The organism is Marinomonas fungiae (assembly GCF_001418205.1).
Lineage (GTDB): Bacteria > Pseudomonadota > Gammaproteobacteria > Pseudomonadales > Marinomonadaceae > Marinomonas > Marinomonas fungiae.
Genome location: NZ_LIQF01000001.1, coordinates 499337 through 524661, shown reverse-complemented (window position 1 = coordinate 524661; position 25325 = coordinate 499337). Strand labels below are relative to the sequence as shown.

Annotated in this window: 20 protein-coding genes; 18 read left to right on the top strand and 2 right to left on the bottom strand. The window is 45.2% G+C overall.

Annotation, left to right across the window (positions count from 1 at the left end):
• The first annotated feature begins 13 nt into the window (after positions 1-13).
• The 14 genes from ASC49_RS02340 to ASC49_RS02275 all read left to right on the top strand — a co-directional run bounded on the left by ASC49_RS02340 (position 14) and on the right by ASC49_RS02275 (position 18085).
• Positions 14-1264 (top strand): sirohydrochlorin chelatase, encoded by a 1251-nt coding sequence (locus ASC49_RS02340; protein WP_055461586.1) that lies wholly within the window; start codon positions 14-16, stop codon positions 1262-1264.
• 135 nt (positions 1265-1399) lie between these two features.
• On the top strand, positions 1400-1987 hold the full coding sequence (locus ASC49_RS02335) for a hypothetical protein (RefSeq protein WP_055461585.1): 588 nt from the start codon (positions 1400-1402) through the stop codon (positions 1985-1987).
• Positions 1988-2803: 816 nt separating this feature from the next.
• Positions 2804-4759, top strand: coding sequence for a methyl-accepting chemotaxis protein (locus ASC49_RS02330; protein ID WP_055461584.1), 1956 nt, complete (start codon positions 2804-2806; stop codon positions 4757-4759).
• A gap of 256 nt (positions 4760-5015) precedes the next feature.
• Positions 5016-5774, top strand: a complete 759-nt coding sequence (locus ASC49_RS02325) for a transporter substrate-binding domain-containing protein (protein ID WP_082443664.1) — start codon at positions 5016-5018, stop codon at positions 5772-5774.
• 16 nt (positions 5775-5790) lie between these two features.
• Positions 5791-7842: a putative bifunctional diguanylate cyclase/phosphodiesterase gene (locus ASC49_RS02320; protein WP_055461582.1), complete on the top strand. Its 2052-nt coding sequence runs from the start codon at positions 5791-5793 to the stop codon at positions 7840-7842.
• A gap of 109 nt (positions 7843-7951) precedes the next feature.
• Entirely contained in the window at positions 7952-8635 is a 684-nt protein-coding gene (locus ASC49_RS02315; RefSeq protein WP_055461581.1) for a thermostable hemolysin, read from the top strand.
• Positions 8632-10092, top strand: coding sequence for an AMP-binding protein (locus tag ASC49_RS02310; protein ID WP_245624609.1), 1461 nt, complete (start codon positions 8632-8634; stop codon positions 10090-10092). Before ASC49_RS02315 ends, ASC49_RS02310 begins: the two co-directional genes overlap by 4 nt.
• Before the next feature lie 10 nt (positions 10093-10102).
• Positions 10103-10771, top strand: a complete 669-nt coding sequence (locus ASC49_RS02305) for a TenA family transcriptional regulator (RefSeq protein WP_055461579.1) — start codon at positions 10103-10105, stop codon at positions 10769-10771.
• 11 nt (positions 10772-10782) lie between these two features.
• Complete coding sequence (locus tag ASC49_RS02300) at positions 10783-11589, top strand: SDR family oxidoreductase (RefSeq protein WP_055461578.1); 807 nt, start codon at positions 10783-10785, stop codon at positions 11587-11589.
• Positions 11586-12230, top strand: a complete 645-nt coding sequence (locus ASC49_RS02295) for a tetratricopeptide repeat protein (RefSeq protein WP_055461577.1) — start codon at positions 11586-11588, stop codon at positions 12228-12230. The genes ASC49_RS02300 and ASC49_RS02295 overlap by 4 nt, the downstream gene beginning before the upstream one ends.
• A gap of 129 nt (positions 12231-12359) precedes the next feature.
• Positions 12360-13949 carry an ABC-F family ATPase gene (locus ASC49_RS02290; RefSeq protein WP_055461576.1) on the top strand — a complete coding sequence of 530 codons (1590 nt, stop codon included), beginning with the start codon at positions 12360-12362 and terminating at the stop codon, positions 13947-13949.
• 115 nt (positions 13950-14064) lie between these two features.
• Positions 14065-15438 carry an HD-GYP domain-containing protein gene (locus tag ASC49_RS02285; RefSeq protein WP_055461575.1) on the top strand — a complete coding sequence of 458 codons (1374 nt, stop codon included), beginning with the start codon at positions 14065-14067 and terminating at the stop codon, positions 15436-15438.
• Positions 15439-15799: 361 nt separating this feature from the next.
• Positions 15800-17662 carry a methyl-accepting chemotaxis protein gene (locus tag ASC49_RS02280; protein WP_055461574.1) on the top strand — a complete coding sequence of 621 codons (1863 nt, stop codon included), beginning with the start codon at positions 15800-15802 and terminating at the stop codon, positions 17660-17662.
• Between the two features lie 189 nt (positions 17663-17851).
• Complete coding sequence (locus ASC49_RS02275; protein ID WP_055461573.1) at positions 17852-18085, top strand: DUF2789 domain-containing protein; 234 nt, start codon at positions 17852-17854, stop codon at positions 18083-18085.
• A 58-nt stretch (positions 18086-18143) separates the two neighbouring features.
• On the opposite strand, the gene ASC49_RS02270 is transcribed toward ASC49_RS02275, so the two are convergent.
• Both ASC49_RS02270 and ASC49_RS02265 read right to left on the bottom strand, forming a co-directional pair.
• On the bottom strand, positions 18144-20318 hold the full coding sequence (locus tag ASC49_RS02270) for an esterase-like activity of phytase family protein (protein WP_055461572.1): 2175 nt from the start codon (positions 20316-20318) through the stop codon (positions 18144-18146).
• A 168-nt stretch (positions 20319-20486) separates the two neighbouring features.
• A complete protein-coding gene (locus ASC49_RS02265; RefSeq protein ID WP_055461571.1) occupies positions 20487-21572 on the bottom strand; it encodes an ABC transporter substrate-binding protein in 1086 nt (361 codons plus the stop codon).
• Between the two features lie 215 nt (positions 21573-21787).
• On the opposite strand from ASC49_RS02265, the gene ASC49_RS02260 reads away from it, so the two are divergent.
• The 4 genes from ASC49_RS02260 to ASC49_RS02245 are packed head-to-tail and all read left to right on the top strand — an operon-like array spanning position 21788 to position 25324.
• Entirely contained in the window at positions 21788-22828 is a 1041-nt protein-coding gene (locus ASC49_RS02260) for a FecCD family ABC transporter permease (protein ID WP_407067168.1), read from the top strand.
• A gap of 2 nt (positions 22829-22830) precedes the next feature.
• Entirely contained in the window at positions 22831-23664 is an 834-nt protein-coding gene (locus ASC49_RS02255) for an ABC transporter ATP-binding protein (RefSeq protein ID WP_082443662.1), read from the top strand.
• Positions 23654-24094, top strand: a complete 441-nt coding sequence (locus ASC49_RS02250) for a plastocyanin/azurin family copper-binding protein (protein WP_055461570.1) — start codon at positions 23654-23656, stop codon at positions 24092-24094. Before ASC49_RS02255 ends, ASC49_RS02250 begins: the two co-directional genes overlap by 11 nt.
• Positions 24095-24103: 9 nt before the next feature.
• Positions 24104-25324, top strand: a complete 1221-nt coding sequence (locus ASC49_RS02245; protein WP_055461569.1) for an MFS transporter — start codon at positions 24104-24106, stop codon at positions 25322-25324.
• Position 25325: the final 1 nt, after the last annotated feature.

Genomic DNA, 25325 nt, shown 5'->3' with positions numbered 1-25325 from the left:
TCTAGAGAGAGATATGAGTAATTCAACCCCAGTGAAAAAGAAAGGCATTATGATTTGTGGTCATGGTAGCCGCGACAAGGACGCAGAACGTGAGTTTGGCTTGGTAGCCGAAGGTCTAAAAGCTCGCTTTCCTGATTTGCCGGTTGAATATGGTTTCCTAGAGTTCTCTGCGCCAAATATCCATATGGGACTAAATAGCCTAATCAAACAGGGCGTCAATGATATTTATGCCATCCCCGGTATGTTGTTTGCGGCGACTCACGCTAAGAATGATATTCCATCGGTGCTGACAACCTACCAAGAGAAGAACGATGGTCTCGATATGCATTACGGTCGTGAGCTGGGCCTTCAAGAAGACATGATCGAAGCTTTTCAGGCACGTATTTATGAATCCCTAGGTCTTGATCCAAATAACCCTCCTGCAGAACTGTATGACACTATGTTGGTGGTCGTTGGCCGCGGTACATCCGATACTTCTGCCAACGCTGAAGCGGCGAAACTGACCCGTATCGTCAATGAGAATATGGGCTTTGGCTGGGCGGATACAGTTTACTCAGGCGTGACTTACCCATCCGTTGGCGTTGGCCTTGAAAAGCTGGTCAAACTTGGCTTTAAACGTATCGTGGTGGCGCCTTACTTCCTATTTACCGGTCGTCTGATTAAGCGTATCCAAGGCTACGTAGATAAGGTGGCGCAGGAAAATCCGGGCATCGAATTTATCCAAGCACATTATTTAAGTGACCATGAGCGTGTCATTGATGCATTTGAGAATCGTGTAAACGAGATTATGGATGGTTCACTGTTCAATAGCGCAGAAGAAACCTTAATGAGTTCTTTTAAACGTCGTTTGGCGGCGGGCGAAGTGGACGTGCATCACCATCATGCAGAGTTCGTGGATCCAGAAGATGACACACAAGGCTTGTCTGAATCGGATAAAAAGCATGAAATAACCTTTGGTACAATCCAAGCGGTTGGTCATTCCCATAGCCACGACCATTCCCATAGCCACGACTATTCCCATAGCCACGACCATTCTGGACATCACCATCATCACGGTCATTCCCATGGCCATAATCATGGAGAAGGGCATCATCACCATCATGGCGTTTACCAGCATATCGGTCATCCGATGGGGCCACGTACCATGATAGGGGAAGGGATTTGTTGCTGCTTTATGGGACAGTTTACCGATGAGATATTAGAGCAAGAAAAGCATCGTATTCAGGGCGACTGTACTAAGACGGCTTTAGCCCATCAGCGTTAAAGCCCAATTCATCTAAGCCCTGTTGTTAGAATAGCAGGGCTTCTAGTCTCCATTAGCGTCACTGTGGTATGGTTTGTGCCCAGAAACGTCAGCTCTATTGCTTGATGTAATGTTTTAGATGATTGAGGTATTTAGGTGTCAGAGTCTCAGCTAACGCAGGTTCAAAAATTAGAGAAAATTCGTGAGGCATGGCTGCCGGCAGTGGAATTCCTTTTTGGTCCTGCAACAGAGCAAGCGCAATTCAACGGGTTTGTTGTGGATACAGATGTGGCTAAGCCTGAGTTGTTATTTGATTCCGCCGAGCAGCCTCTTGCTTACCGAATTCAAATGCCTGCGCGTAGCTTCACCAATGATGTAATGCTGTTAGCGGACGTCATTCAAGCGCTGGTACGTGCTTTGTATCCTATGGGCAAAGACAGTCAAGACTCACCTACCGCCCTAAGCGAGGGGACGGCCATTTATGGCGCTGTGACTGCCATTAAACAGGTCTTTGGTGAAGAGACACTGGATTCATATTTAAACGCTCTAAAAGACAATGGTTTTGCTTACTACGATGCGTTTTCTTATGTCGCGGTTTTATTAACAGAAGATCCAAAAGCCGTTATTAAACTGCGGGAAATGAAACCTTTACTTTATCAGGTCACGCGAGAAGATATTGCTGCAGCGGGTATTGAAATCGATCGTAAAGTGGCTGATATTTTGACTTATACCTTCCGAGTATAACAACAATTTATAGCGTGTGTGCCAAGTACAGTTAGCTTTTAGACCGTCTAGTAGCAAAAGGGAGAATTGCGCTAATTGGCACACCTTGTCGTAAATGAGCAATAAGATGTAGCTTTGGGCATGTGTTTTTTTTATAAGTAGTGCCTAATACGTAGCGATTAAGCTAATGGCTAATTCGTTGAGAGTTAAGCAGAAACTCTATGAAGGGAAGTATCTGAACCAGTATTTTATTTTTTTTGTTGATGTACGCTTAAGTAAAACGTTATCACTCATGCAAAAATGCCGTTTTGATGAAGCCATTTTCATTTACGCTCTCACCTGTTAGTACTCATAGATAATTTAATACGAGGGCTCTCCTAAGCGCTAAAAATCTCTGGCCAGAGTGGTCAAAAGGTAGGCATAGGAGGCTCTAAAGCTTTTATATCCGTACAATTTAGAAATAAAAAATAACATGATTTGACCATCGAAACTCAGCAAATAGAGCCGTCTTTGTTTACACTTACGAAGCAAGTGTCGACTAAAGCGCTCGGCTGTTTTTGCTTCGCATCAGATCAAATTGATACTAAGAACAGAGTGTTCTGAACGATGTGAGTAATTTTTTATTTAACTTTGGCCTAAATTAGTCGATATTTGAGTTAGATCGGAATCGTTTTGAGGCAATAACTGCGTTTAACTTTGCAGCTTTAGCTTATCAATTTACTGGGAAGTTCAGGGGCAACTGTTTGATCAAGTGGGTAAATGCAGTCGAGAGCATTGATCAGGCATTTTATTCTAATAATAGGGGAATCACCCCAATTGCTTTTTTGTGAGGTAAACATGACGGTTCGTGCAAAGATCATTGCTCTGGTCGCGGCAGGGGTAATACTGCCGGTTTTGCTAGTGTCATTAGTTATTATTAGTAGCGTGCGAACGGATGCTGTTGATAAGTTTGGGAATCAAAGCAAGTCCGAAATCTTTTACGTAGATGCTCTGTTTTCTATGTATTTAAACAACCTTGCTGAAAATACAGCTTTTTTTGCGCGTGCAGATGCCGTTAAAAATATCACACCAGGAAGTATTGAAAGCTACGCAAATCAACCCGTAAAGAAGATGACTCCTGAGTCTAACTCCCCTGAAGAACAAGAAGCATTTGCTTTGTTTGAGGACTTTGGTGAAACGCATCCTGATCTAGCCTACATCTGGATAGGCACTGCAGATAAGGGGTATTTGCAATGGCCCCATGGAAACAGTAGTGAGAACTACGACCCAACAAAGAAAGGCTGGTATACCCAGTCCATAAATGCCACTTCGCCAGTCCGAATCCCTGCTTACCGTGATACGTTTACGGGGGCGCCATTGGTCGATTACGTGCAGCGTTTTGAAGGGAAAGATGGTGCTGTAGGGGTAGTAGGTGTCGATGTTACGCTGAAAAAATTAACCGAGTTGTTGGCGACGGTTAAATTCGGTGGTGAAGGTTATGTGGTGATGGTAGAGGATACCGGTACTATCTTGGCTGATCCGGCTGACCCTGAAAATAATTTTAGAAAACTGGCTGAGGCGTCACGCCCTTATTCCTCATTAGATAACAGCGATTCAGTACAATCGCTTACCATTGATGGCGAAGAATGGTTTGCTCGTGTTTACACATCCGAAGCCTTAGGGTGGAAGTTCATCGGTTTAATTCCAAGTCGTGTGGTCTATGCGCAAGCCAATGGCCTTATTACTAACATCATCATTATCTCGGTAATCATGGTGGCTATTTTCATCGTAATAGGCTCTTTCTTGTCGTCGATAGTGATCAAACCCGTCAAAGTGATGGCGGAGCGTTTGACCAATATCAGCCAAGGCGAAGGGGATTTGACGCAACGCTTAGATGTGTCATCTAACGACGAGTCTGGACAAATGGCGAAAGCTTTCAACCAGTTTGTGGAATCGATTGACAGCATCGTTGGGCATACAAAAAATTCTTGTCATGAAATGGGTAAAGTGGCGCATCATTCGGAGACTTTGTCGGCTGACTTAAGCAATATTGTCATGAAGCAGGCTAATTCGGTTGACCATTTATCAACTGCTTTCAATGAAATGGTGGCAACTGCCAACGAAGTGGCTTCTAACTGTAGTTCTGCTGCGGCGTCTGCTGAGCACAGCGAACAGCAGGTGCAAGAAGGTAACCGTTTGATTCAACAAACAATGGACTCATTACATAAGTTAGAAGCTGAAATTAACAGCTCCAATGAGTCTATGGCGACCTTAGAACAAGAGTCGAACAATATCGTCGGTATTCTGGATACGATTAAGGCGATTGCTGAGCAAACCAACTTATTGGCATTGAACGCCGCTATTGAGGCCGCTCGTGCTGGTGAGCAAGGTCGTGGTTTCGCCGTGGTAGCGGATGAAGTGCGTACGCTTGCAGGACGAACTTCTGAGTCAACAGATGAAATTGACAAGTTACTAACACGCTTACAGCAACAAACAAATATCGTTGCAGGTAAAATGGAAAATAGCGTTACGGTAGCGAACAATTCAGTAGATCTGGCGGCACAGACATACAAAGTGTTCGAACAAATCTTGTCATCAGTTTTGACGATCAAAGACATGATGATTCAGATTAGTGCCTCGGCTGAAGAGCAGCATTTGGTGGCGGAAGAGATCAACAACAATGTGTTGGTGATTCATGATGGTGCGAATGAGTCTAGTGATTTAGCCTCACAAGTCTCTAATACGGCAGCGTCATTGAACGAACTGGCAAATGAATTGCAATCTATGGTCAGTCGTTTTAAATCCAGTCAATAAGGGAAATTAATTAAACCCTTAAATAAAAGCCTCAAGTCGATAAAACTTGGGGCTTTTTGTCTTTGGGTGTATGTGGCTAAGTCTCATGGACGTTATGGCTTGGTGTGAAAAGATTAGTGACATAACTGAAGAGCGGAACTTAGTGTTTTGCTTAAAATGTGTACGTAAATAGTATCCTTTCATTCCTTTACTGTGTTAGTTTTATGCCCACTGATGGGGACATCTTTCTACTGACTTATAATGGCTCATTTAGAATATGATGACTAAACGGCTTTTTACGCTATTTATTTCGTATTTAGGTCTCTACTCTGCAGGTTTGTTATATGCTGAAGAAGACCTGACTTTTTATGTGGTGGACTATCCTCCTTATCTCATGGCAGAAAATGAGGCCAGTGAAGTGACGGGGGTTGATATTGATGTCACTCGAGCCGCCTTTGCCTCCCAGAATGTTTCGGTCAATTTCAAACTTATGCCTTGGAAGCGTATCGTAAAATCGATGGAGCAAGGTCTGATAGCAGGCACTATTTCGTGTTCTAATCGACCTGATCGAGAAGGATTTATGCTGTTCAGTGATAGTATTTCTGCTGTGAGGCGAGTAGTCGTAAGTGCTAGAGAATTGAATACTAGCAATATCCATACGTTACAAGATTTATCCAATTTTTCAGTGGTGTCTGTCGAAGGCTGGGGCATGCAAAAGCAGCTTGAGACTTTGAAGATAGAGCATCAAACAGCCCCTGATTTGGCAAGTGCAATTAAAGCCGTGAGATATAGAAACATAGATCTGCTTTATATGGCTGAGTATCCTGCGCTTTTTTACATTAAGCAATTAGGCATTGAGCAAGATTTAAAAGTGACCCCTGTTACTAATGAAGCAGTTTTACCGTTACATGTCTGCATTAGCAAATATTATCCAAATGCAGATACCATTTTAACAACGGTGAATGAAGGTTTACTCCATATCAAAGAGAGTGGCCAGTACGAGCAAATCCGCTCAAACTATTTACAGTCAAACTAGATAAAGGCCTATCAAATTGAAATTGGGGCAACGGATTGCATATCGCCAAGCAAAAATCATTTTATTAACATCATTTTTTATTGGGGGGCTTTCGGCGTTATCCCAGTTTTATTTCGATCTTAATCATGTACGAGACAGTTTAAAAGAAAGCATTGAGCGATCTATTGAGCTGTACCGGCCCAGCCTCGAAGAGGCAATCTATAACTTAGATTCAGAACACATACAGTCGATCGCCAAGTCTTTGGTGAGTGATTCTCTTTTTTCAGCAGCGCAAATAGACGATGACTTTGGCGATAAAGTCGCTGAAGCAAAAGAGATCACGAGAGCCAATAAAGAGTCTTTCTTAATACAGTATAGTTTTAAGATCTTGGGGCTTCCCGATCAGATTGAGCGCTTCATCAAAATACCTTCTAGCCAAGATCGAAACGCGCGCTTAATTGTTGAATTAGATAAACGCTTTGTTTCTACAGGCTTAACCAATCGAGCGATTACTTTGGCTCTGTCTGGGCTTATCTCTACCTTGTTGTTGAGCCTGATTCTGTTTGTAGTCTTTTACTTCGCACTTTCTAAACCCATTCAACAAATCTCGCATTGGGTCTCTGGTTTGGATAAAGAAACAGACAAAGACGAAGCAAGTTCACCCTATTGTAAAACGGATGAATTAGGCGAGTTAGTTCAGAGTGTCGAACAGATTTGGCAAAAAAAGGATCAAGCAAGTCGACAGGTAGAAATGTTGGCGTATTTTGATCCACTTACAGAACTGGCTAATCGACGCAAGTTTATTGAACGTCTTGATGCCTCCATCGTTCAGCCAAGAGGTTGCTTTGGCGCTGTGCTGTATCTTGATATCGATCGATTTAAAACCATCAATGATTCTTTAGGTCATCAGGTTGGTGATCAATTACTGATGACGTTGGCGCAGCGTTTGAAAGAGGGATTACCAGAGCAAGCAACCATTGCTCGTTTTGGTGGAGATGAGTTTGTGGTCATGCTACCTGAGCTAAATCAGGATGAAGGTAAGGCTGAACAACGCGCCATGGATATTGCGGCAAGTATTACCGAAATGATTTCTGTGCCAGTGCAGATTGGGCGTAACTTGATTCATTGTTCTACCAGCATTGGTTTAACAACGTTTCCGCAGATCAAGGACTCGAGTAGTCATGTGCTGCGACGAGCTGATACGGCTTTGTATCGTGTGAAAGCAGAAGGCCGCAATGGTTTTCGCTTTTTCGATGTCAGCATGCAGCGCCAAGCTCAGAGCCGTTGGCAGTTAGAGGAAGGTTTACACAAGGCGATCGAGCGTCAGCAATTGGAGATTTGGTTACAGCCGCAAGTCACCAACATGGGCATTATTTCTGGCGCAGAAGTATTATTACGTTGGCGTCATCCAGAAAGAGGCATGGTCTCTCCGGTAGAGTTTATCTCAGTCGCCGAGGAGTCAGGTCAGATCAGTGTCATTGAAGAGTGGGTATTAGAAGAATCGTTACGCCTTCTGTGTCAATGGCAGAGTAGTGGCTTACCTGATACCTTCCGTCACTTATCCATCAATATAAGTCCTGCCCATTTTATGCAAGCAGACTTTATTCAACGGATTTTGCCAATTTTACAACGTTATAACGTTGACGATATTAATATTGAATTTGAAATCACAGAGAACCTGCTGATAAATAACTTTAAACACGCCATCGATACCATGTTGCTACTTAAGGAACAGGGTATTTCCTTCTCTATCGACGATTTTGGAACTGGGTATTCATCGCTGCGTTATCTCAATCAGTTGCCTATTAATGTGCTAAAAATTGATAGAAGTTTTGTCAACGATATTGAAAATGTTGATGATGAAACACCGATCGTTGATGTGATTCTATTGATGGCGAAAAAGCTAGGGTTAGAAGTGATCGCAGAAGGGGTTGAGACCTCAATACAGAAACAACTGTTAGATCACCGCGGTTGCCGTTTATACCAAGGTTATTTTTATTCTAAGCCACTGCATCACCGAACGTTTTACAGTTTGTTGCAAGAGGGAGGCGGCAAACTGCTGAGTCCTCAGGATCATTTCGACAATTAGCCTTGATGAATTACAAAACATTTCACTTTGAAAGAAAACTTAAAAAGGACATAAGTTTTACATAAGGTTTCGCGTTTAGTCTGAGCTTATCCAGTATGAGGGACTGACTATGCAAGAGCCATTAGTGTTACAGCAACCTATTAAGGTTAATCGACTTCAAGGGCCAAAACAGGTCTTCGAATTTGTAACGGCTGAGCATCAAAGCTCAGATCGTGGTGAGCTAGAAGCGTTTATCAAGGCTGGCTTTTCTAAATGTTACGATGCGAACCTTAGCACTTTCTTACCGCTGTTATTAGGTATTAAAACGAAGCAACTGCGTGCAGCTGTCGGTGTGCGTAGAGCTGATGTCCCTCTCTTTATTGAACAATATTTGCCCACCTCTATTACTCAAGCCCTTGCGCAAGTTGGTATTAGCACAACTCGCCACCAAATTGCTGAAATGGGTAACCTTTACTCGCAAAGTCCACGGTTCACTTTACCGCTGATTATGACTGTGGTGATGGGGCTATATCTAACGGATGTGCGCCACCTTGTCTTTTCTGGCACAGAAAAAGTGCGCCAGTTGCTCACGGCAATGGGCTTCCCAATGACTTACCTTGCGCCAGCATCACCTGACTGTATTGCACAAAGCTTATCTGAGTGGGGAAGTTACTATGATAACGAGCCAGAGGTCATGGTGCTGGATATTGAAGCCTCCATTAAGGTTGCTTATCAACGCAAGGAATTACATGGCTTGTTAGCTATCGTGCAGAACAATTCCAATAACTTATTGGCCTCTTTGAGGAACTTATGATGTGGTACTTCTCCCAAAAATGGCAGCATAATGTTGCCTTAGCGGATGCTGACAACCAGCTAACCTATAACGAGTTAGTCAATGCGGTCGAAACACGACGCGCTTGGTTAGCCGATCAAAAGGTCAGTCGAGTGGCCTTATTTATGGACAACAGTATTGAATGGGCCTTATTTGATTTAGCCTGTCAGCAAGCCAATATTTGTTGTGTGCCTGTACCGGTTTTTTTCAGTGCTCAGCAAACTGAATATTTGTTACAAGCCAGTGCCAGTGAATTGCTTGTTGTCGGTCCGACCCAAGCTAATACGCTAGAAGAAGTAAGTAAGCAAACACCGTTTGCTAAAGTGTTATTTCAGCGCTTACATCCTAGTGCTGCGCCGTTGTTACCCGCAGGTACTCACAAGATTACGTTTACGTCAGGGACAACGGGGACGCCTAAAGGAGTTTGCTTAAGTAATGAGTCCCAGTTAACGGTCGCCCGTTCTCTTGCCAGCACTATAGGGCTAGCACAAGTAAAGCACTTATGCTTATTACCACTGGCTACCTTGCTGGAGAACATCGCTGGAATTTATGCGCCTTTAATGGTGGGTGGCACCGTTTATTTAGCGAGCCAAGCCGAACGAGGCTTTCAAGGTAGTCGTTTAACCCAACCTCAAGCCATGTTGTCGCTGATTAGCCTGCAACAACCGAACAGTATTATTTTAGTTCCCGAACTGTTGGCATTTATGGTGCTAGCGTGTCAGCAAGGTTGGCAGCCACCTGCATCACTTGAATTTATTGCAGTCGGTGGAGGCAAAGTGTCGGCAGCGCTGATCGAGCAAGCCCGAGCATTAGGGCTTCCGGTATTCCAAGGCTATGGTTTATCAGAGTGTGCCTCGGTTGTTTCATTAAATACTAACAATGCAGACCAGCCCAGTAGCGCTGGTAAGTTACTCCCCCACGCCCAAGCACGGTTAGAAAATGGCGAGCTGATTGTGTCAGGAAACCTGTTTCTTGGCTATATGAATCAGCCAGAGAGCTTTTATCCAACAGAGTTTGCGACCGGTGACTTAGTCAGCTTTGAAGGCGATTACTTACACATCGAAGGGCGTTGTAAGAACGTGTTGATTAATTCGTTTGGTCGCAATATTTCCCCAGAATGGATTGAAGCGGAGTTGATGGCTAGCCAGTGCTTCCGAAGCGTGATCGTGTTTGGTGAAGCAAAACCCTTTTGTGGCGCGCTGCTTGTGTTAGCAAAAGCGGATATGCCTCATAACGCCATTCAAGCCACAATTGATAAGGTCAACGCAGGGTTACCAGATTACGCTCAAATCGGTGATTGGCTTGTTTCATCAGAGCCGTTAGAGCAAATAGAAGGGCTTATAACCAGTACGGGTAAACCGATTCGCAACGCTATTTTGAGTCATTTCCATGATCGTATTGAAACCATGTATGAAATGAATCAGTGCGCCAATTTTTAGGAGAATAGAGATGTCTTTGTACCAACGTCTACAGAATGAAACACAAATGGAGCGTCAATATTTGGTGACGGCGCCAATTATTCAGCGTTGTTTTCAAGGTGACATTTGCCTAGAAGACTATGTCGCATTTTTGTCACAAGCCTACCACCATGTGAAGCACACGGTACCGCTATTGATGGCGGTGGGAAGTCGTTTGCCAGAATCAAAAGAATGGCTACGAGAAGCAGTGGGTGAATACATTGAAGAGGAAATGGGTCATCAGGAATGGATCCTCAATGACATAGAGGCTTGTGGTGCGGATAAAGAGGCTGTGCGACGTAGTCACCCTGCGGCGGCGACGGAATTGATGGTCTCTTATGCCTACGATATGGTTAATCGAATCAACCCTCTGGGCTTCTTTGGCATGGTGTTTGTTCTAGAAGGGACGAGCACCGCTTTAGCGGACAATGCCGCACAACATATTCAAGACAAGCTTGGGCTACCAAGCAGTGCCTTCAGTTACCTGCGCTCTCACGGTGCACTGGATCAAGAACACATCGTATTCTTTGAGAACCTAATGAATAAGATCGATGCTCCTAAAGAGCAAGATCTGATCGTCCACAGTGCTAAGATGTTCTTCACTTTGTATGCCAATATTTTCCGTACGTTGGACAGTAAGTCTGCGGCTCAGGCTGCATAAGAGAGGCTGCTATGAACTGGGAAAACCAACGTTGTGTACTAACGGGAGCAGCTGGTGGCATTGGTCAAGCGATTGCGAAAACCTTAGCTGAAAAGGGCGTCAGTTTGATCCTTGTGGGACGCAACAGCATGAAGCTGCATACCTTGGCTGAAGCGTTACCTGGCAATCATGATGTCATTTGCGCAGATTTATCTTGTGCCAAAGAGCGTGTGGCATTAGTCACCAAAGTAGCGGAGTTAGGTGGTTTAACCATGCTGGTAAATAATGCTGGCGTGAGTCATTTATCCTTGTTGGAAGACACGGACAGTACAACCATCGAGTCGGTCATTGAAACCAATTTGCTGGCGCCAATGTTGCTTACTCAAGCCTTGCTACCCCATCTACAACAAAACCGCGTGACTTATATTGTCAATATTGGTTCAGCTTTTGGCAGTATTGGTTTTGCTGGGCAAAGTGCCTACTGTGCCAGTAAATTTGGCCTGCGCGGCTTCACTGAAGCTCTAATGCGGGAGCTTGCGGATAGCAACATTCGCGTTTCCTATTTGGCACCAAGAGCTACCGCCACAGCGATTAATAGTGATGTAGCGAATGCCATGAATAAAGCGCTGGGAAATCACGTGGACACACCTGAGACGGTGGCAGAGCATTTTGTGGCACTGCTTGAAAGCGCTCAAAATCGTGGCTTTATCGGTTTCCCCGAGCGTCTATTCGTCAAACTCAACGGCGCTTTCCCAAGTCTTGTTGACAAGGCTTTGCTAAAAAAACTTCCCATTATTAAGCGTTTTATCGCTCCAACTTTTCAGGAGAAGCGACTATGAAAAAGATCCTTTCTGCCGTGCTACTGTGCGCGGGTATGATGTCTCAAACTTGGGCTGAAGAAGCGGATACAGGATTGCATACACTACAAAAGACGTGGGCGGAAATAAATTATCTGATGCCAGAAGATGAGCGTGAGGCAGCCTTCACGCAGCTAATGAGTCAAGCTGAGCAGATGGTTCAGGCTCATCCAGAAAAAACGGAATACCGTGTTTGGTTGGGCATTATTCAATCCAGCACCGCAGGGGCAAAGGGGGGGTTAGGGGCTTTATCCTTTGCTAAAGCGGCGAAAGCAAGTTTTGAACAAGCTCTTGAGCAAAACCCTAATGCGCTTCAAGGCTCAGCTTACACCAGTTTAGGCGTGCTGTACCATAAAGTACCGGGTTGGCCAATTGGCTTTGGCAGTGATAAAAAAGCACAGAAATTGCTGCAAGAATCTCTGAAGCTTAATCCGCAAGGCATTGATGGAAACTATTTCTATGCGGAGTTCCTATATGATGATAAACAGTATGCCGAAGCGCAGAAATACATCACGATGGCTCAGCAAGCGGCACCTCGTGCCGACCGTCCATTAGCAGATGAAGGCCGTCACAAAGAGATCGATGCCTTGATGGAAAAAATCAATAAAGCATTGAAAAAGTAACGCTCCGCAGAGGCGTTAAAAATGATGACTTTTTCATCAATGCCATAGACTTTTCATACACAGGCTTTATAGTACGCTCATCAATCACTAAGCCCCTTTACTGGGGCTTTCTCAATTTCTGGACACCCCATGATCGTAGCTTCTAACGTTACCATGCAGTTTGGTAGCAAACCTCTTTTTGAAAACATCTCCGTTAAATTCAGTGATGGCAATCGTTACGGCCTAATTGGCGCGAACGGCTGTGGTAAATCCACCTTCATGAAAATCCTAGACGGCAGCTTGATTCCAACATCTGGTAACGTTTCGGTGAGCCCGAACCTACGTGTGGGCAAATTGAATCAGGACCAGTTTGCCTTTGAAGAATATTCTGTGATCGACACAGTAATCATGGGTTACAAAGAGCTTTGGGAAGTAAAAAAAGAGCGTGACCGCATCTACAGCCTGCCAGAAATGAGCGAAGATGACGGTATCAAGGTGGCTGAGCTTGAAGGCGAGTTCATGGAAATGGACGGCTACAGCGCAGAAAGTCGAGCTGGTGAAATCCTGCTAGGTGCGGGTATTGATGAGTCATTACACTTTGGTCCAATGAGCGAAGTGGCACCAGGCTGGAAGCTACGTGTGCTATTGGCACAAGCCCTGTTCTCCGTACCTGATATCCTGCTACTGGACGAGCCGACCAACAACTTGGACATCGACTCGATCCGCTGGTTGGAAGACATGCTAAACCAGTACAAGTCGACTATGGTGATCATTTCCCACGACCGTCACTTCTTAAACTCTGTTTGTACCCACATGGCGGACATCGACTACGGTGAGCTACGAGTTTACCCAGGTAACTACGATGACTTTATGCTGGCGTCAGCCCAAGCCCGCGAATCGATGATGGCGGCGAACGCTAAAAAGTCAGCGCAAATCGCTGATCTTAAGCAGTTCGTAGCACGCTTCTCGGCCAACGCATCGAAAGCCAAGCAAGCCACGTCTCGTGCTCGTCAGCTGGATAAAATTAAGCTAGAAGACATTAAGCCTTCAAGCCGCCAAAACCCATTTATTCGCTTTAATCAACAAAAGAAACTGCATCGTCAGGCTTTGGTTCTGGAAAACTTGGGCCATGGTTTTGAAGGCGAAAAATTGTTCCAAGGTGGTAACTTGATCCTAGAAGCGGGCGCACGTCTTGCTGTCTTGGGTGAAAACGGTGTTGGTAAAACCACTATGCTACGCTGTCTTATGAACGAGCTTGAGGCTCAAGAAGGCACCATTAAATGGGCGGAAAATGCGACCCTAGGTTACTGTCCTCAGGACAGTAACGATATGTTTGATAACGACATGACTTTGTTTGAATGGATGACCCAATGGCGTAAACCATCCGACGATGATCAAATTGTTCGTGCGACCCTTGGCCGTATGTTGTTCTCGGCAGATGATTTCAATAAAAAAGCCAAAGTATGTTCTGGTGGTGAAAAGAACCGTCTGATTTTTGGTAAGTTGATTCTACAAGAAACCAACGTATTGTTGATGGACGAGCCGACCAACCACTTGGATATGGAATCAATCGAGTCGTTGAATATGGCGCTGGAAATGTATCCGGGCACCCTGATTTTCGTCAGCCATGACCGTGAATTTGTATCATCATTGGCGACGGAAATTCTGCATATCAAGCATCACAAGATTGAGCACTTCCAAGGCACCTACGATGAGTTTTTAGCCTCTCGCGAACTATAAAAAGCAAGTGATGACATAAAGAGCTACACTAATGGGTAGCTCTTTTCGTTAGGATCGAAGCTAACTTAGAAACGACGTATTAAGTTGAGTGCCCATTATTAAGGGATAGGCTTTTATGGAACTGACTTCTTTAAACGCTCATATACCTCTCTCTGAGCTCATGCTGGCCTTAACCACCGCCTTAGATATGACCGAAGGGCAGCCGCCAGAGCATTGCATCCGCTGCTGTTGGATTGGCATGCACCTCGGCAAAAAGCTTGGGCTATCGGACTTAGAGCTTCATGATCTGTTTTATACACTGCTTTTAAAAGATGCAGGCTGTAGCAGTAATGCGGCACGTATTTGTGAACTGTACTTAACCGACGACAGAGCCTTTAAGAAAGACTTTAAAACGGTCGGTACGAGTATTAGCAGTGTCATAAACTTTGTCATTCGTAATGCTGGTAAAGGCCAAAACTGGTTGTCTCGCATTTCAACGACCATTGATATTCTAAAAAACGGTACAGACTACGCTCAAGAGTTGATTCAAACTCGCTGTACCCGGGGCGCTGAAGTAGCAAGAGAGTTACGATTTTCCGAAGACGTCGCTGCAGGCATTTCAAGCTTGGATGAACATTGGGATGGCAGTGGGCGGCCCCTACAATTGCGTGAGGAGTCTATTCCTCTGTACGCTAGAATTGCTTTACTAGCTCAAGTTGCGGACGTATTTCAAATCGAACACGACATACAGGCCGCTCTCAAAGAAGTAAAGCATCGCTCTGGAACTTGGTTTGACCCTAAGCTGGTAGATGAATTTGAATGCTTAGTGAGTGATGAGAAGTTTTTAAAGGGGTTAAATGATCCCGAAATCAGTCATCATGTTATGGCACTCGGGCCAGCGCAAACGCATGTGTTGTTAGACAATGAATACTTTGATTGTATTGTCAGTACCTTCGGTAAGATTGTTGACGCCAAGAGCCCTTATACAGCAGATCACAGCCAGCGTGTAGGCGTTTACTCAGCCTTGATTGCTGAGCAGCTTAACCTTTCAGAATTAGAGTGCACTTGGGTAAAGCGAGCGGCACTACTGCATGATATTGGTAAACTAGGCGTAAGTAACCAAGTTCTAGATAAACCCGGAAAATTGGATCAAGCTGAATGGTTAGAAGTCCAGCAACATGCAGCGAATACAGAAGTGATATTGGAAAAAATTACCCCGCTAAAAAGCCTAGCGCGAGTGGCGGCATCACATCATGAAAAGCTAGATGGCACAGGTTATCCGCGAGGACTTAGTAGTGCCGACATTCCCTTAATCACTCGAATCATCACAACGGCGGATATTTTCGATGCGATTTCTGCCGAGCGCCCTTATCGTGCTGCGATGCCTGTCTCTAAAGTTTTATCCATTATGGAAGAGCATTTGGATACTGCCATTGATCGCCAGTGCTTTGCCGCTCTCAAGGCTTCCCTAGATAGTATTCCAAAAGAATGGTTCGTGCTTGAGTCTTAAAGCCACCGCTAAGTAGCGGCACTCACTGAGTACTGAGTTCGAATCCCTTCCATGATTGACGTCTTGATCGTAACGAAAAAACTGAACGAGTTTCCCCATCTGGTTTTGTACCAGAAAAAACAGCAATCATCCTTCAAGAGAAGAGCAAGTGGTCATGATAAAAGGCCGTTCTAGTTTGGAAGGGCAATTGTGGAAGAATAAATTATACTTATATCCATTAAATTGTTTGTAACATTTCTGACACAAAACCTTCATATGGTGTCTCGCTATCGAAATCTACGGTCTTTGCTACACTTGGAACTTAGGAGTCCATCTTAGTGCCTAGCAAGGATAGTCATTTCCAACTTGAAGGTACCAAACCGTGCAAATTAAGCAAAAGCTCATATTAAATACCTGTGTTGTCATTGCAGCTATGGTCGTCCTTGTTATTGCATTCCTGTTTGCTGAAATCAAACTAAAAGAATTAATCGTGGGTAAGGAGCTCGCTCAACGCCAAGAATCGGAAATGCTATTGCTACGTCGACATGAGAAAGATTTTCTAGCAAGAGAAGATTTAAAGTATGTTGAGCGCTTTTCTGAAGTCATAGACCGCATTACAGCCCAACAAAAATCGCTGGATCGATTATTTCTAGAAATTGGCATCGACAACCAGCATTTCGCCGGTCTCTTACCACTGTTTCAGGAATATGAGCGCAAGTTCAAAGCGCTGGTGAGTGCTAAGCAAACCATGGGGCTGACTCAGGATGAAGGCTTAGAAGGTCAACTTCGTAGCGCAGTGCATGATATAGAAAGCGCATTGAAACAACTTGAGATGCCCGATATCTTGGTGAGTATGTTGCAGCTTAGACGCCATGAGAAGGATTTCATGTTACGCCTAGATAGCAAATATCCAGAGCGTTTTGTTGATACCTTAAAGCAGTTAAAACAGCAGATACAAGCTGCCAGCATTTCAATTGCGGAGCAGGATCGCCTTTTAAATTTGGCTGATGCTTACCAAGCCAGTTTTAATGCTTACGTTAACCAACAGCGTCTTGTCGGCCTGACATCGGATCAAGGCATCATGGGCGAAATGCGCCGCACGATTCAGCAAACAGAAGAAAAGCTTGCGGCAATGAAACAAGGCATGAGCCGTCAAACAGATGTCTTGCTGCAAGAAATTGAAATCACCTTGGCGGTTGTTTTTGCTTTGGTGACCATCATTGCTACGTTGATTGCTTGGCGTATCAGTCGTTCAATCAATCGGCCCTTGGCTTTGATTCGTGAGGCAGTTCTTAAGGTGGACAGTACAAGAGATTTGAGTCTGCGTATTCAGTACGATGGTAACGATGAGATCGGAGATGTCGCCCGTAGCACCAATCAGATGTTGAATGGCTTTCAGGCGGTCGTTCAATCTGTCAACGATTCAGTATTGCATATGAATCAGCAGACTCAACAGTTGTCTCAAACCGCTGAGCGTACTGCCAACGATGCCGAACGTCAGCGCGATGAAACCGATATGGTTGCCGCTTCGGTATCTGAATTGGTGAGTACCATTGAGGACATTTCACAAAATATGGCTGTGGCCGTCGATAAAACTCAGTCTACCGAGCAGAGCGCCACCGATGGCCAAGTTCGTGTGACAGAGGCGGTGAGTCGAGTGCAGCATTTGTCTTCTCGTTTAGACGGAGCGATGGAATCGGCGGAAGAGCTTGCGAAACAGAGTCAAAGTATCGGTAGTATGTTAAATGTGATTCAAGACATTGCTGAACAAACCAACTTGTTGGCCTTGAATGCCGCGATTGAAGCAGCTCGGGCTGGAGAGCAGGGACGTGGCTTTGCGGTGGTTGCAGACGAAGTGCGTGCCTTAGCCAGCCGTACTCACGATGCTACAGTGGAAATCTCAGAGATCATTGACGCTCTGCAAAGCCGCACGCAAGGAATCGTTATGATTATGAAAGATTGCAGCGAGGATGGTTTACGCAGCAGTGAAGAGTCAGCTGTTATTGGGGATGTGTTAGGTAGAATTACGCAAGAAGTGCATGATATTGCTGACATGGCGCGTTCTGTGGCTAGCGCTATTCAACAGCAATCTATTGCTGCAAATGAGATTAATCGCAATGTGGTAACGATCCGTGAAATTACCATGGATACAAGTGACGCCGTGCGCTTAAATTCGCAATCAAGCCATGATATTTCAGATCAGGCTCATCAATTGGAAAACGTTATTTCGCGATTCAAGCTCTAATAACTGAGTGCGATGTGAAAGAGCCGCGCTGATAAGCGCGGTTTTTTGACGTAGAGTTATTTCAATCTTTCATCAAGAACGTACTCGAAAGCTGGATATTGTTTACGATGTTCGACATAGCGGAATGGAGTCCCTTCATCTAGTCTTAAAAGACAGCGATTTTCTCATCAACATTTTAAGGAGGCCCATATGGAAACTCAGGTTCACTCAATTAACGCACTCTTTGAGCAGTTGGGATTAGATGGGACCAAGCGTGGCATTGAAAAATTTGTCGTCGCTTCAGCACCGATTCCAAGTCATGTTAACCTTTGGGATGCGCCAATTTGGACAGAAGCGCAAGCAACGGCATTGAAGCAGATGAAAGCGGATGATGCGGATTGGTCAGAGGTGGTTGATCAATTAGACGTTATGTTGAGAGCTTAGTCATTTAAATAAAAACGGCGCGTAATAGCGCCGTTTTTTTTGTAAAACAGATTGCTGCTTACTTGAACTCGCCGACTTTAAAGAAGAAAGTTTCACCCGTGCTGTCGTCGACGCCATCGTTATCCGTTACCGCATAACCTGTATTGCTCGCATCAATGGTAAAGCCTTCAATTTTGTCCACCACGATGCCGTTTTGAGCTTTTAACTCGGGTATAAAGTCATAGACCAAGTGTTTACTTAATGTTGGTAGACTTTCGCCAAGGGCAGCTGTTTTGACGTTCGCTAAATCCACTTTGTAAAGGCGTTTCACTTTGGCTGCTTCAGCGAGCTGATTATCACGTTCAATTACGTACAGGCTGCCGTTGTGAGCGGTAATTTCAGACAAGCCCATCCAGCCGTTTTCAGCTTTCTCAAGCGGATAATGTGCTGCGCTCCATTGTTTCGATACGAGATCGTAAGCCAGTAGTTTGGTTTGATCTTTGGCGTCATCTTTCCAAGGACGTTGAATAGCAACCCATAGCGTATGGTCTACTAGCGTGATGCCTTCGGCGCCAAAACGCTCTTGGTTTTTTAGCAGTTCAGCAGGGAAATCAATGGTTTGATCAATCTCACCTGTTGCTGTCACGTGGTACAGCGCATGCGGTACTTCTTTCTTCTCATTGCCTTCTGATGCCAGCCAGAAACCACCTTGTGGGTCCACTACGATACCTTCTAGGTCTAGTTTTTCAGCTGGTTTGCCATCGCGGGTAACGACGAGCTTTTCAGTGATCTGAGCAGGCGATTTGGTAGCATCAATAGTAAAGATTGCTGGCTGATTGGAGTAGAAGCTATCGCTGATGGCGTACAGTTTACCGGCTTGTTTCTGATCCGCGGCTAAGCCAGACAAAGCTCCCCAACCAATTGGAGCACCTTGTGCGTCTAAGTTTGAACGTATTTGCGGGTAGGCGGGTGCCTTGTTTTCAAGCTGGTACAACATCACATGAGAACGAGGACCACCGTCTTTAACCAAGTCTGCTTCGTTTGCGGTGGCGATCAAATGACGGCCAGGGATGGCTATTGCGGATTCCGGTGCAATACCTGATGGTAGCATTTGCACGAATTCAGGCTCAGCGCCGGTATCTTTGTACACGGCCATCACAGAACCACGTTCAGACATAACGAAGATGTAGGTTTGACCGTTGAATGTTGCCACTTCTAGGCCTTCTGGTTCTGCGCCTTTTTTACCTGAGCGTTTTTCTGGGTAATGGCCGACACGAATCACTTCATGCTCAAAGCGGGCACCGCTTTCAAACAGAACGTCGCCTTTTTTATTAAAGATGGTAAAACCACGAGCCCCACCTTGATAATCGCCTTCATTGGCAATGACAAAGCGATCATTGTCTAGCCATTTCACCGCATCAGGCTCACGTTTTACATTAGATTGCGATGCAGTAAAGGTCAATGCGCCATCTTTTTTGACATCGATTTGCGAGAGATTTACGGTGCCGGCAGAGAAGTGTTGCATTACTTTGGCTTGCTCAGCATTGATGACTACGATGTGATTGTTTTCTTGTAGAGTGACAACCACTTCATTGTTGTCGTTGAACGCAACGAATTCAGGCTCTGGATCACTTGGTGCGATGTCCGCCAGACCTGTTAAAGAGATATTGTGGGTTTTCTTGCATTCTCCAGTAGCTTGGTCGAACTCGATAATGACCACGTAGCCGGCTGGCATTTGTGGCAAGGCACCATCGTTTAGCTCTTCATCCCGTTCGTTTTCAATGGCAACAGCGATGTAGCGGCCATCTTTTGACACAGCGACAGAGTCAGGTTGACCACCTAAATCACATCGCTGCATGACTTTCTGCGAAGCAACATTAGCAATGGCAAGGTAGCCGCTTGGATTGGTGTAACTTTCGGAAGTGTTGACCCCTGCAACGACCCATTGACCAACACTGGCGACTGACGTTGGTTCACCCTTTAGATCTAAAAAGCCCAGTGCTTTAGGTTGGTTTGCTTGTTTGATATCGATAAAGCCAATGCCACCGCGAGGGCTATCGGAATAGATTAGGGTATGACCATCCGCTGTGGCCGTAATGATTTCGGCTGATGTGATTGTTTCAAGCGCTTGGTTGCCAAGATTTTTAGTGACAGGGAAACTAGCAATACGATTGAAAGAGTCTGCTTGTGCCACCAGACTTACGCCTGCAAGGCAGCCAGCTAACAGTGTGCGGCGGAAAATCGTTCTTAACATGAATATCTCCAAAGATAAGTTATCAAAATTCGAACTAACTTAGCGTGAGATGTTTTCAGTTACGTGTGATTTGCATGTCGAAATGATGACAGCGGATGACTTTTGAGCCATTAGCAGTGGCTTCTAAAAGAAAAGGCGCTGAACAATTAGGGCTCAGCGCCAATTAATTTATAGTCCTAAAACAAAGGTGCCACTTGGGGTAACGGGCAAATACTTCTTGTAGAACTCAAGGTAAGCCGCTTGTGGGTCAAGATCTTTGAATAGCTCAGGGTAAAGCGCTTTAGCGTAGAACTGAATCATAGCGCCATCAAGAATAGAGCGGACTGCACCGTGATAAGCGGCGTACATACGATCATTTTTTACCGCGTTTAACGTTGACCAGCCAGTGCGTTGCTTGAAGCCTTCTAAGCGTTGCTGCGCGTCTTCTTGTGTCACATTTTGTCCCATCATCATGCCGTCTTCACTGGTACTGCTTTCATAGCCTGTCATAACGATCACGTCTGGGTCAGCCGCTAGAATTTGCTCAGGGTTTAGCTTGCCCCACCATTCAACATAAGGCGCTGAGATATTATCACCACCGGCCATGGTGGAGATCGCTCCCCACATGTTTTTACCGAAAGTGTAGCCAACTTCATTGACCCCAGAGGCGCCGTATTCAGTGTAAACACTCGGTTTAGGTAGGTTGGCTTGTTCGAGGCGCTCTTGAATCATATGTAAGTTTTGCGCATATTCGTCAGCAATGATTTTAGCGCGCTCTTCTTGGCCCGTGATGACGCCAATGATTTCGGTGCTTTTTACGTGACGCTCAAGGGTTTGCTCGTTGTAATCTACGACGATAACAGGGATGCCTGCAGCCTCAAGGCGCTCAACGTCACTGCCTAGCCCCTTGTATTGCCAGTCGGCCAGCATAACCAAATCAGGATTTAAGCTGATGACCTTTTCGACTGAAAAAGTCTTGGTGTCAACACGTCCGATGCCAGGAATTTCATCCAAAGAGGGGCGGTGGGCAACATACATATCCCAATTGGCTGGGCGTGCTTGCCAGATGTACTTGGACATTCCAACCACATGATCGTAGGCTGCTTCGGTACCAATCGCCATGTAATCTTCTGGGTAAAAACCGACCACCACCCGCTGTGCAGGCGCATCAAAAGTGACTTGGCGATCAAGTACATCGGTAATGGTCACATCTTGGGCGAAGCTGGCGCTGGTTGCAAAAACAAGAGATGTTAAGGCCAAAATTTTAGGCAGCATAGAGTTATCCTAAGAGAAGTCGATGAAAAACAGCTCCATTGCACTAATTATTGCAATAAGCCCTTGAGAGCTATTCTATAGTTACATAAAATGATTTCGCAAATCATTATCATTTGATTTCGATGAGTAATCAACGAAATCCTGTTTTTAACCTTTGCCAACGCGATGCTTGGCAACTTTATGATTTAGACCCACTGTACATGCAAACATCTACTATGATCGCTGAGGCACTTGAAACCCAACGACGTCATGAAAAACGTCGCTGGCTAGTCTTGGTTGCACTACTTGCTCTACTGCTTATTTCATTTATTTTTGATATTGCGACTGGCCCATCATTGCTTAGTTTGAATGAGGTACTCCAGGCGCTGTTAAATTGGGTTGGATTGCCGGTAGAGGTTTCGCGGACAACAGAAGTGATTGTAACGAACTTGCGTTTACCGATAGCTCTCATGGCGCTGGTCGTCGGAGGATCGTTAGGGGTGGGGGGCGCTGAAATGCAGACGTTGCTCAATAACCCCATGGCAAGTCCTTACACCCTCGGTATGGCCGCGGCGGCTGGCTTTGGTGCGGCGCTCATGCTGTATGTTGGCTCGTTAGGCTTGAGTTCTGAAATAGCTGTGCCAATCGGGGCCTTTGTGTGTTGCATGTTCTCGGCAAGCTTATTATTTGGCTTAGCGATGATGCGCCATATCTCATCTGGGCAATTGATCTTGGCCGGTATTGCACTGCTGTTCTTATTCCAATCGCTATTGTCATTGGTGCAGTTTGTTTCGTCTCCAGAATTAAGCCAGCAGATTCTATTTTGGCTGTTCGGTAGTTTGACCAAAGCCACTTGGACCAATGTGTCGATTACAGCATTAGTGACCGGTGTGTGTGTGCTAATTCTAATGAAAGATGCTTGGAAATTGACCGCATTGCGCTTAGGCGAGGAACGCGCTAAAAGCTTAGGGGTAAATGTAACTCGCTTGCGTCTAAAAACTTTAATTCTCGTGGCGATCATGACAGCGACAGCCACCAGCTTTGTTGGCATTATCGGTTTCATTGGCATTGTCGCACCTAATATTGCACGTATGTTGGTTGGCGAAGACCAGCGTTACTTCTTACCCCTGTCTTTTGTAGTTGGCGCGTTTTTACTCTCCAGTGCCTCGGTACTGTCCAAAGTGATTGTACCAGGGGCATTATTCCCGATAGGTATTGTCACTGCTATCATTGGGGTTCCATTCTTCTTTTGGTTGATTATCGGTAAGAGGCGCTAAGCATGTTACAGGTAAGAGATATTTCGTTAGCGTACGATGATTTAGTGCTGGCTGATAACATGAGCTTCTCTCTTGAAGCAGGCAAAACCCATGTCATCATTGGACCAAATGGCACCGGCAAGAGTACTTTGTTAAAGATGTTGTTTGGGGATGTAAAACCGCAAGCGGGTGACGTGCAGTTTAATGAGCACGTGCTGAGCAAAGCGACCTTGCCACAATGGCGTCAGAAGTTTGGTTATATGCCGCAAGATATCCGCTTGGATGTAGGTTTAAGCGTATTAGAGGTCGTCTTATTAGGACAATTAAATGCCTTGTCACTGAAACTTAGTGATAGCTTGCTAGAAGAAGCGTTACAGGCACTGGATCAAATCGGTTTATTACATCTCGCCAACCGCGATGTGCGAACCTTAAGTGGTGGTCAATGTCAGATGATTTTGTTTGCCCAGGCTCTGATGCGTAAACCTGAGATCTTGATGCTGGACGAGCCTGTCAGTGCGTTGGATTTGCATTTTCAACAGGTGCTCTTAGATCACTTAGACCAACAAACCAAGCATAAAGGCTGGGTGTCTTTGATGATTCTTCATGACCTAAACTTAGCCGCTCAATACGCCGACAATTTGTTGGTGCTTAAAGGTGGGAAAGTGGTTGCCCAAGGTACACCAAGAGAGGTGATTACGCCGCAGATGCTAGAAGAGGTGTATGGCGTTAAGGCCGATGTGCAATTGGACAGCTTAGGTGTGCCATTTATTCGTACTCAACGACGCGGAGCTAATGCGTTTATGACCATGAAAGAATCTTTGTCGGGATCTTCGGCAGGAAAAGCGCATGCCCTTTAAGTTTGTTCTCATGACATTATGGGCACTTACAGTGTCGCTCAATACACAAGCCAAAGATTGGCAGATTAAGATGCTGAGCTACGGTGAAAAGGGCCCAATGGTGTTTGAGCCCGACTTTATTCAAGCGCAAGTAGGGGATACGGTAACTTTCGTCCCGACTCAGTCAGGACATCATGTCAAATCTTATGTGACAGCCGATGGGCAGGACGCTTGGTCTTCAAAACTGAACGAGACTTACCAGATTTCCCTTGATCATGAGGGGATTAACCTTTATTACTGTCCGCCCCATTTGATGATGGGGATGGTGGGTGTGATTCAAGTTGGTAACCCGATCAACAAGGCGGCAGTCGATGCTAAATATCCCTCCCTACGCGCTAAAGTAGCATTACACCCAGAGCGTGTTGACGCACTTTTAAAAAATCTTGAATAACCCTTTCTTATGAATGCAAATCACTTTTTGGCCGACTGGCGTCAGTTATCGGCAGCTAGTCGTGTCTTGGTCATCAATGGTTTTACCTTTAATTTAGGTTTCTACATGCTGCTGCCGTATTTGGCAGACCATCTGCAGCGTAACCTCGGTCTTAGCCCTTGGCATGTAGGGCTAGTGATTGGTCTGCGTGTGTTGAGCCAGCAAGGGATGTTTTTAGTCGGCGGCACGTTAGGAGACTATTTAGGCTATAAGCGGTTGATTCTTCTTGGCTGTTTAGTGAGAGTGGCGGGGTTTGCTTTATTAGGTGTGGCCGCGAATTTGCCGTTACTATTGTTAGGGGCGTTCCTGACGGGGTTTGCAGGAGCCTTATTTACGCCATCAAGTAACGCTTATTTGGCTTATGAGGCCCCTGACCAGCTTAGACGAGATCGTATTTTCGCAATGCAAAACTGGACCAGTGAAGCGGGGATGTTTCTTGGGCCTTTGTTAGGTATCGCGTTACTAAGTCTAGAATTTCTGTGGGTGGGAGTCGGTGCGGCTGCTTTATTCATGGTGTTGTTTTTCGTGCAGTGGTGTTTCCTGCCTGAGCTTTTAGAGCAAGAACGCCGTGGCGGAGCGCAGGGACGATTCTGGCATCAATGGCATAGCATGCTACGCAATAGAGCGTTTATAAAATTTATCTGTTGCGCCTGCGCTTTTCAGCTTTTCTTTCATCAATTGTATTTGTCGTTACCCGATGAAGTATCGTTTCGACAGCTTAGTTCCGATGTCATCACTTGGGTCTTTATGACGTCTTCTATTATGGGCATTCTACTGCAAATGCCGATTAGTCGTTGGGTATCTAAGACGATTGGCAATGCCAAGGCAATGGGAGCGGGTATTACCTTAATGGGCTGCTCTTACTTATTGTTTATGTTCCAGTTTGAAGTATTTTCTGGGTTGAACTTTATCGTATATGCCGTGTTATTCAGCTTTGGGTCGATGTTGGTTTTACCGCTACTGGGTTCTTATGTGCCAACGTTTTGTCATAAATCTGAACTTGGTAGTTATTATGGACTTTATTCCTGCATGGGTGGGGTGACGGCTTTCTTAGGAAATATAGGTGTAGGGGCATTACTATCATGGCAAGCTATGCCGCGAGAGTGGATTTGGCTTGGCTTTGCTCTAGTCGGCTGTATTGCTGGCTATGGTCTATATCGTCAAGTGACGGCTTTGAATCACGCTTCTTAAA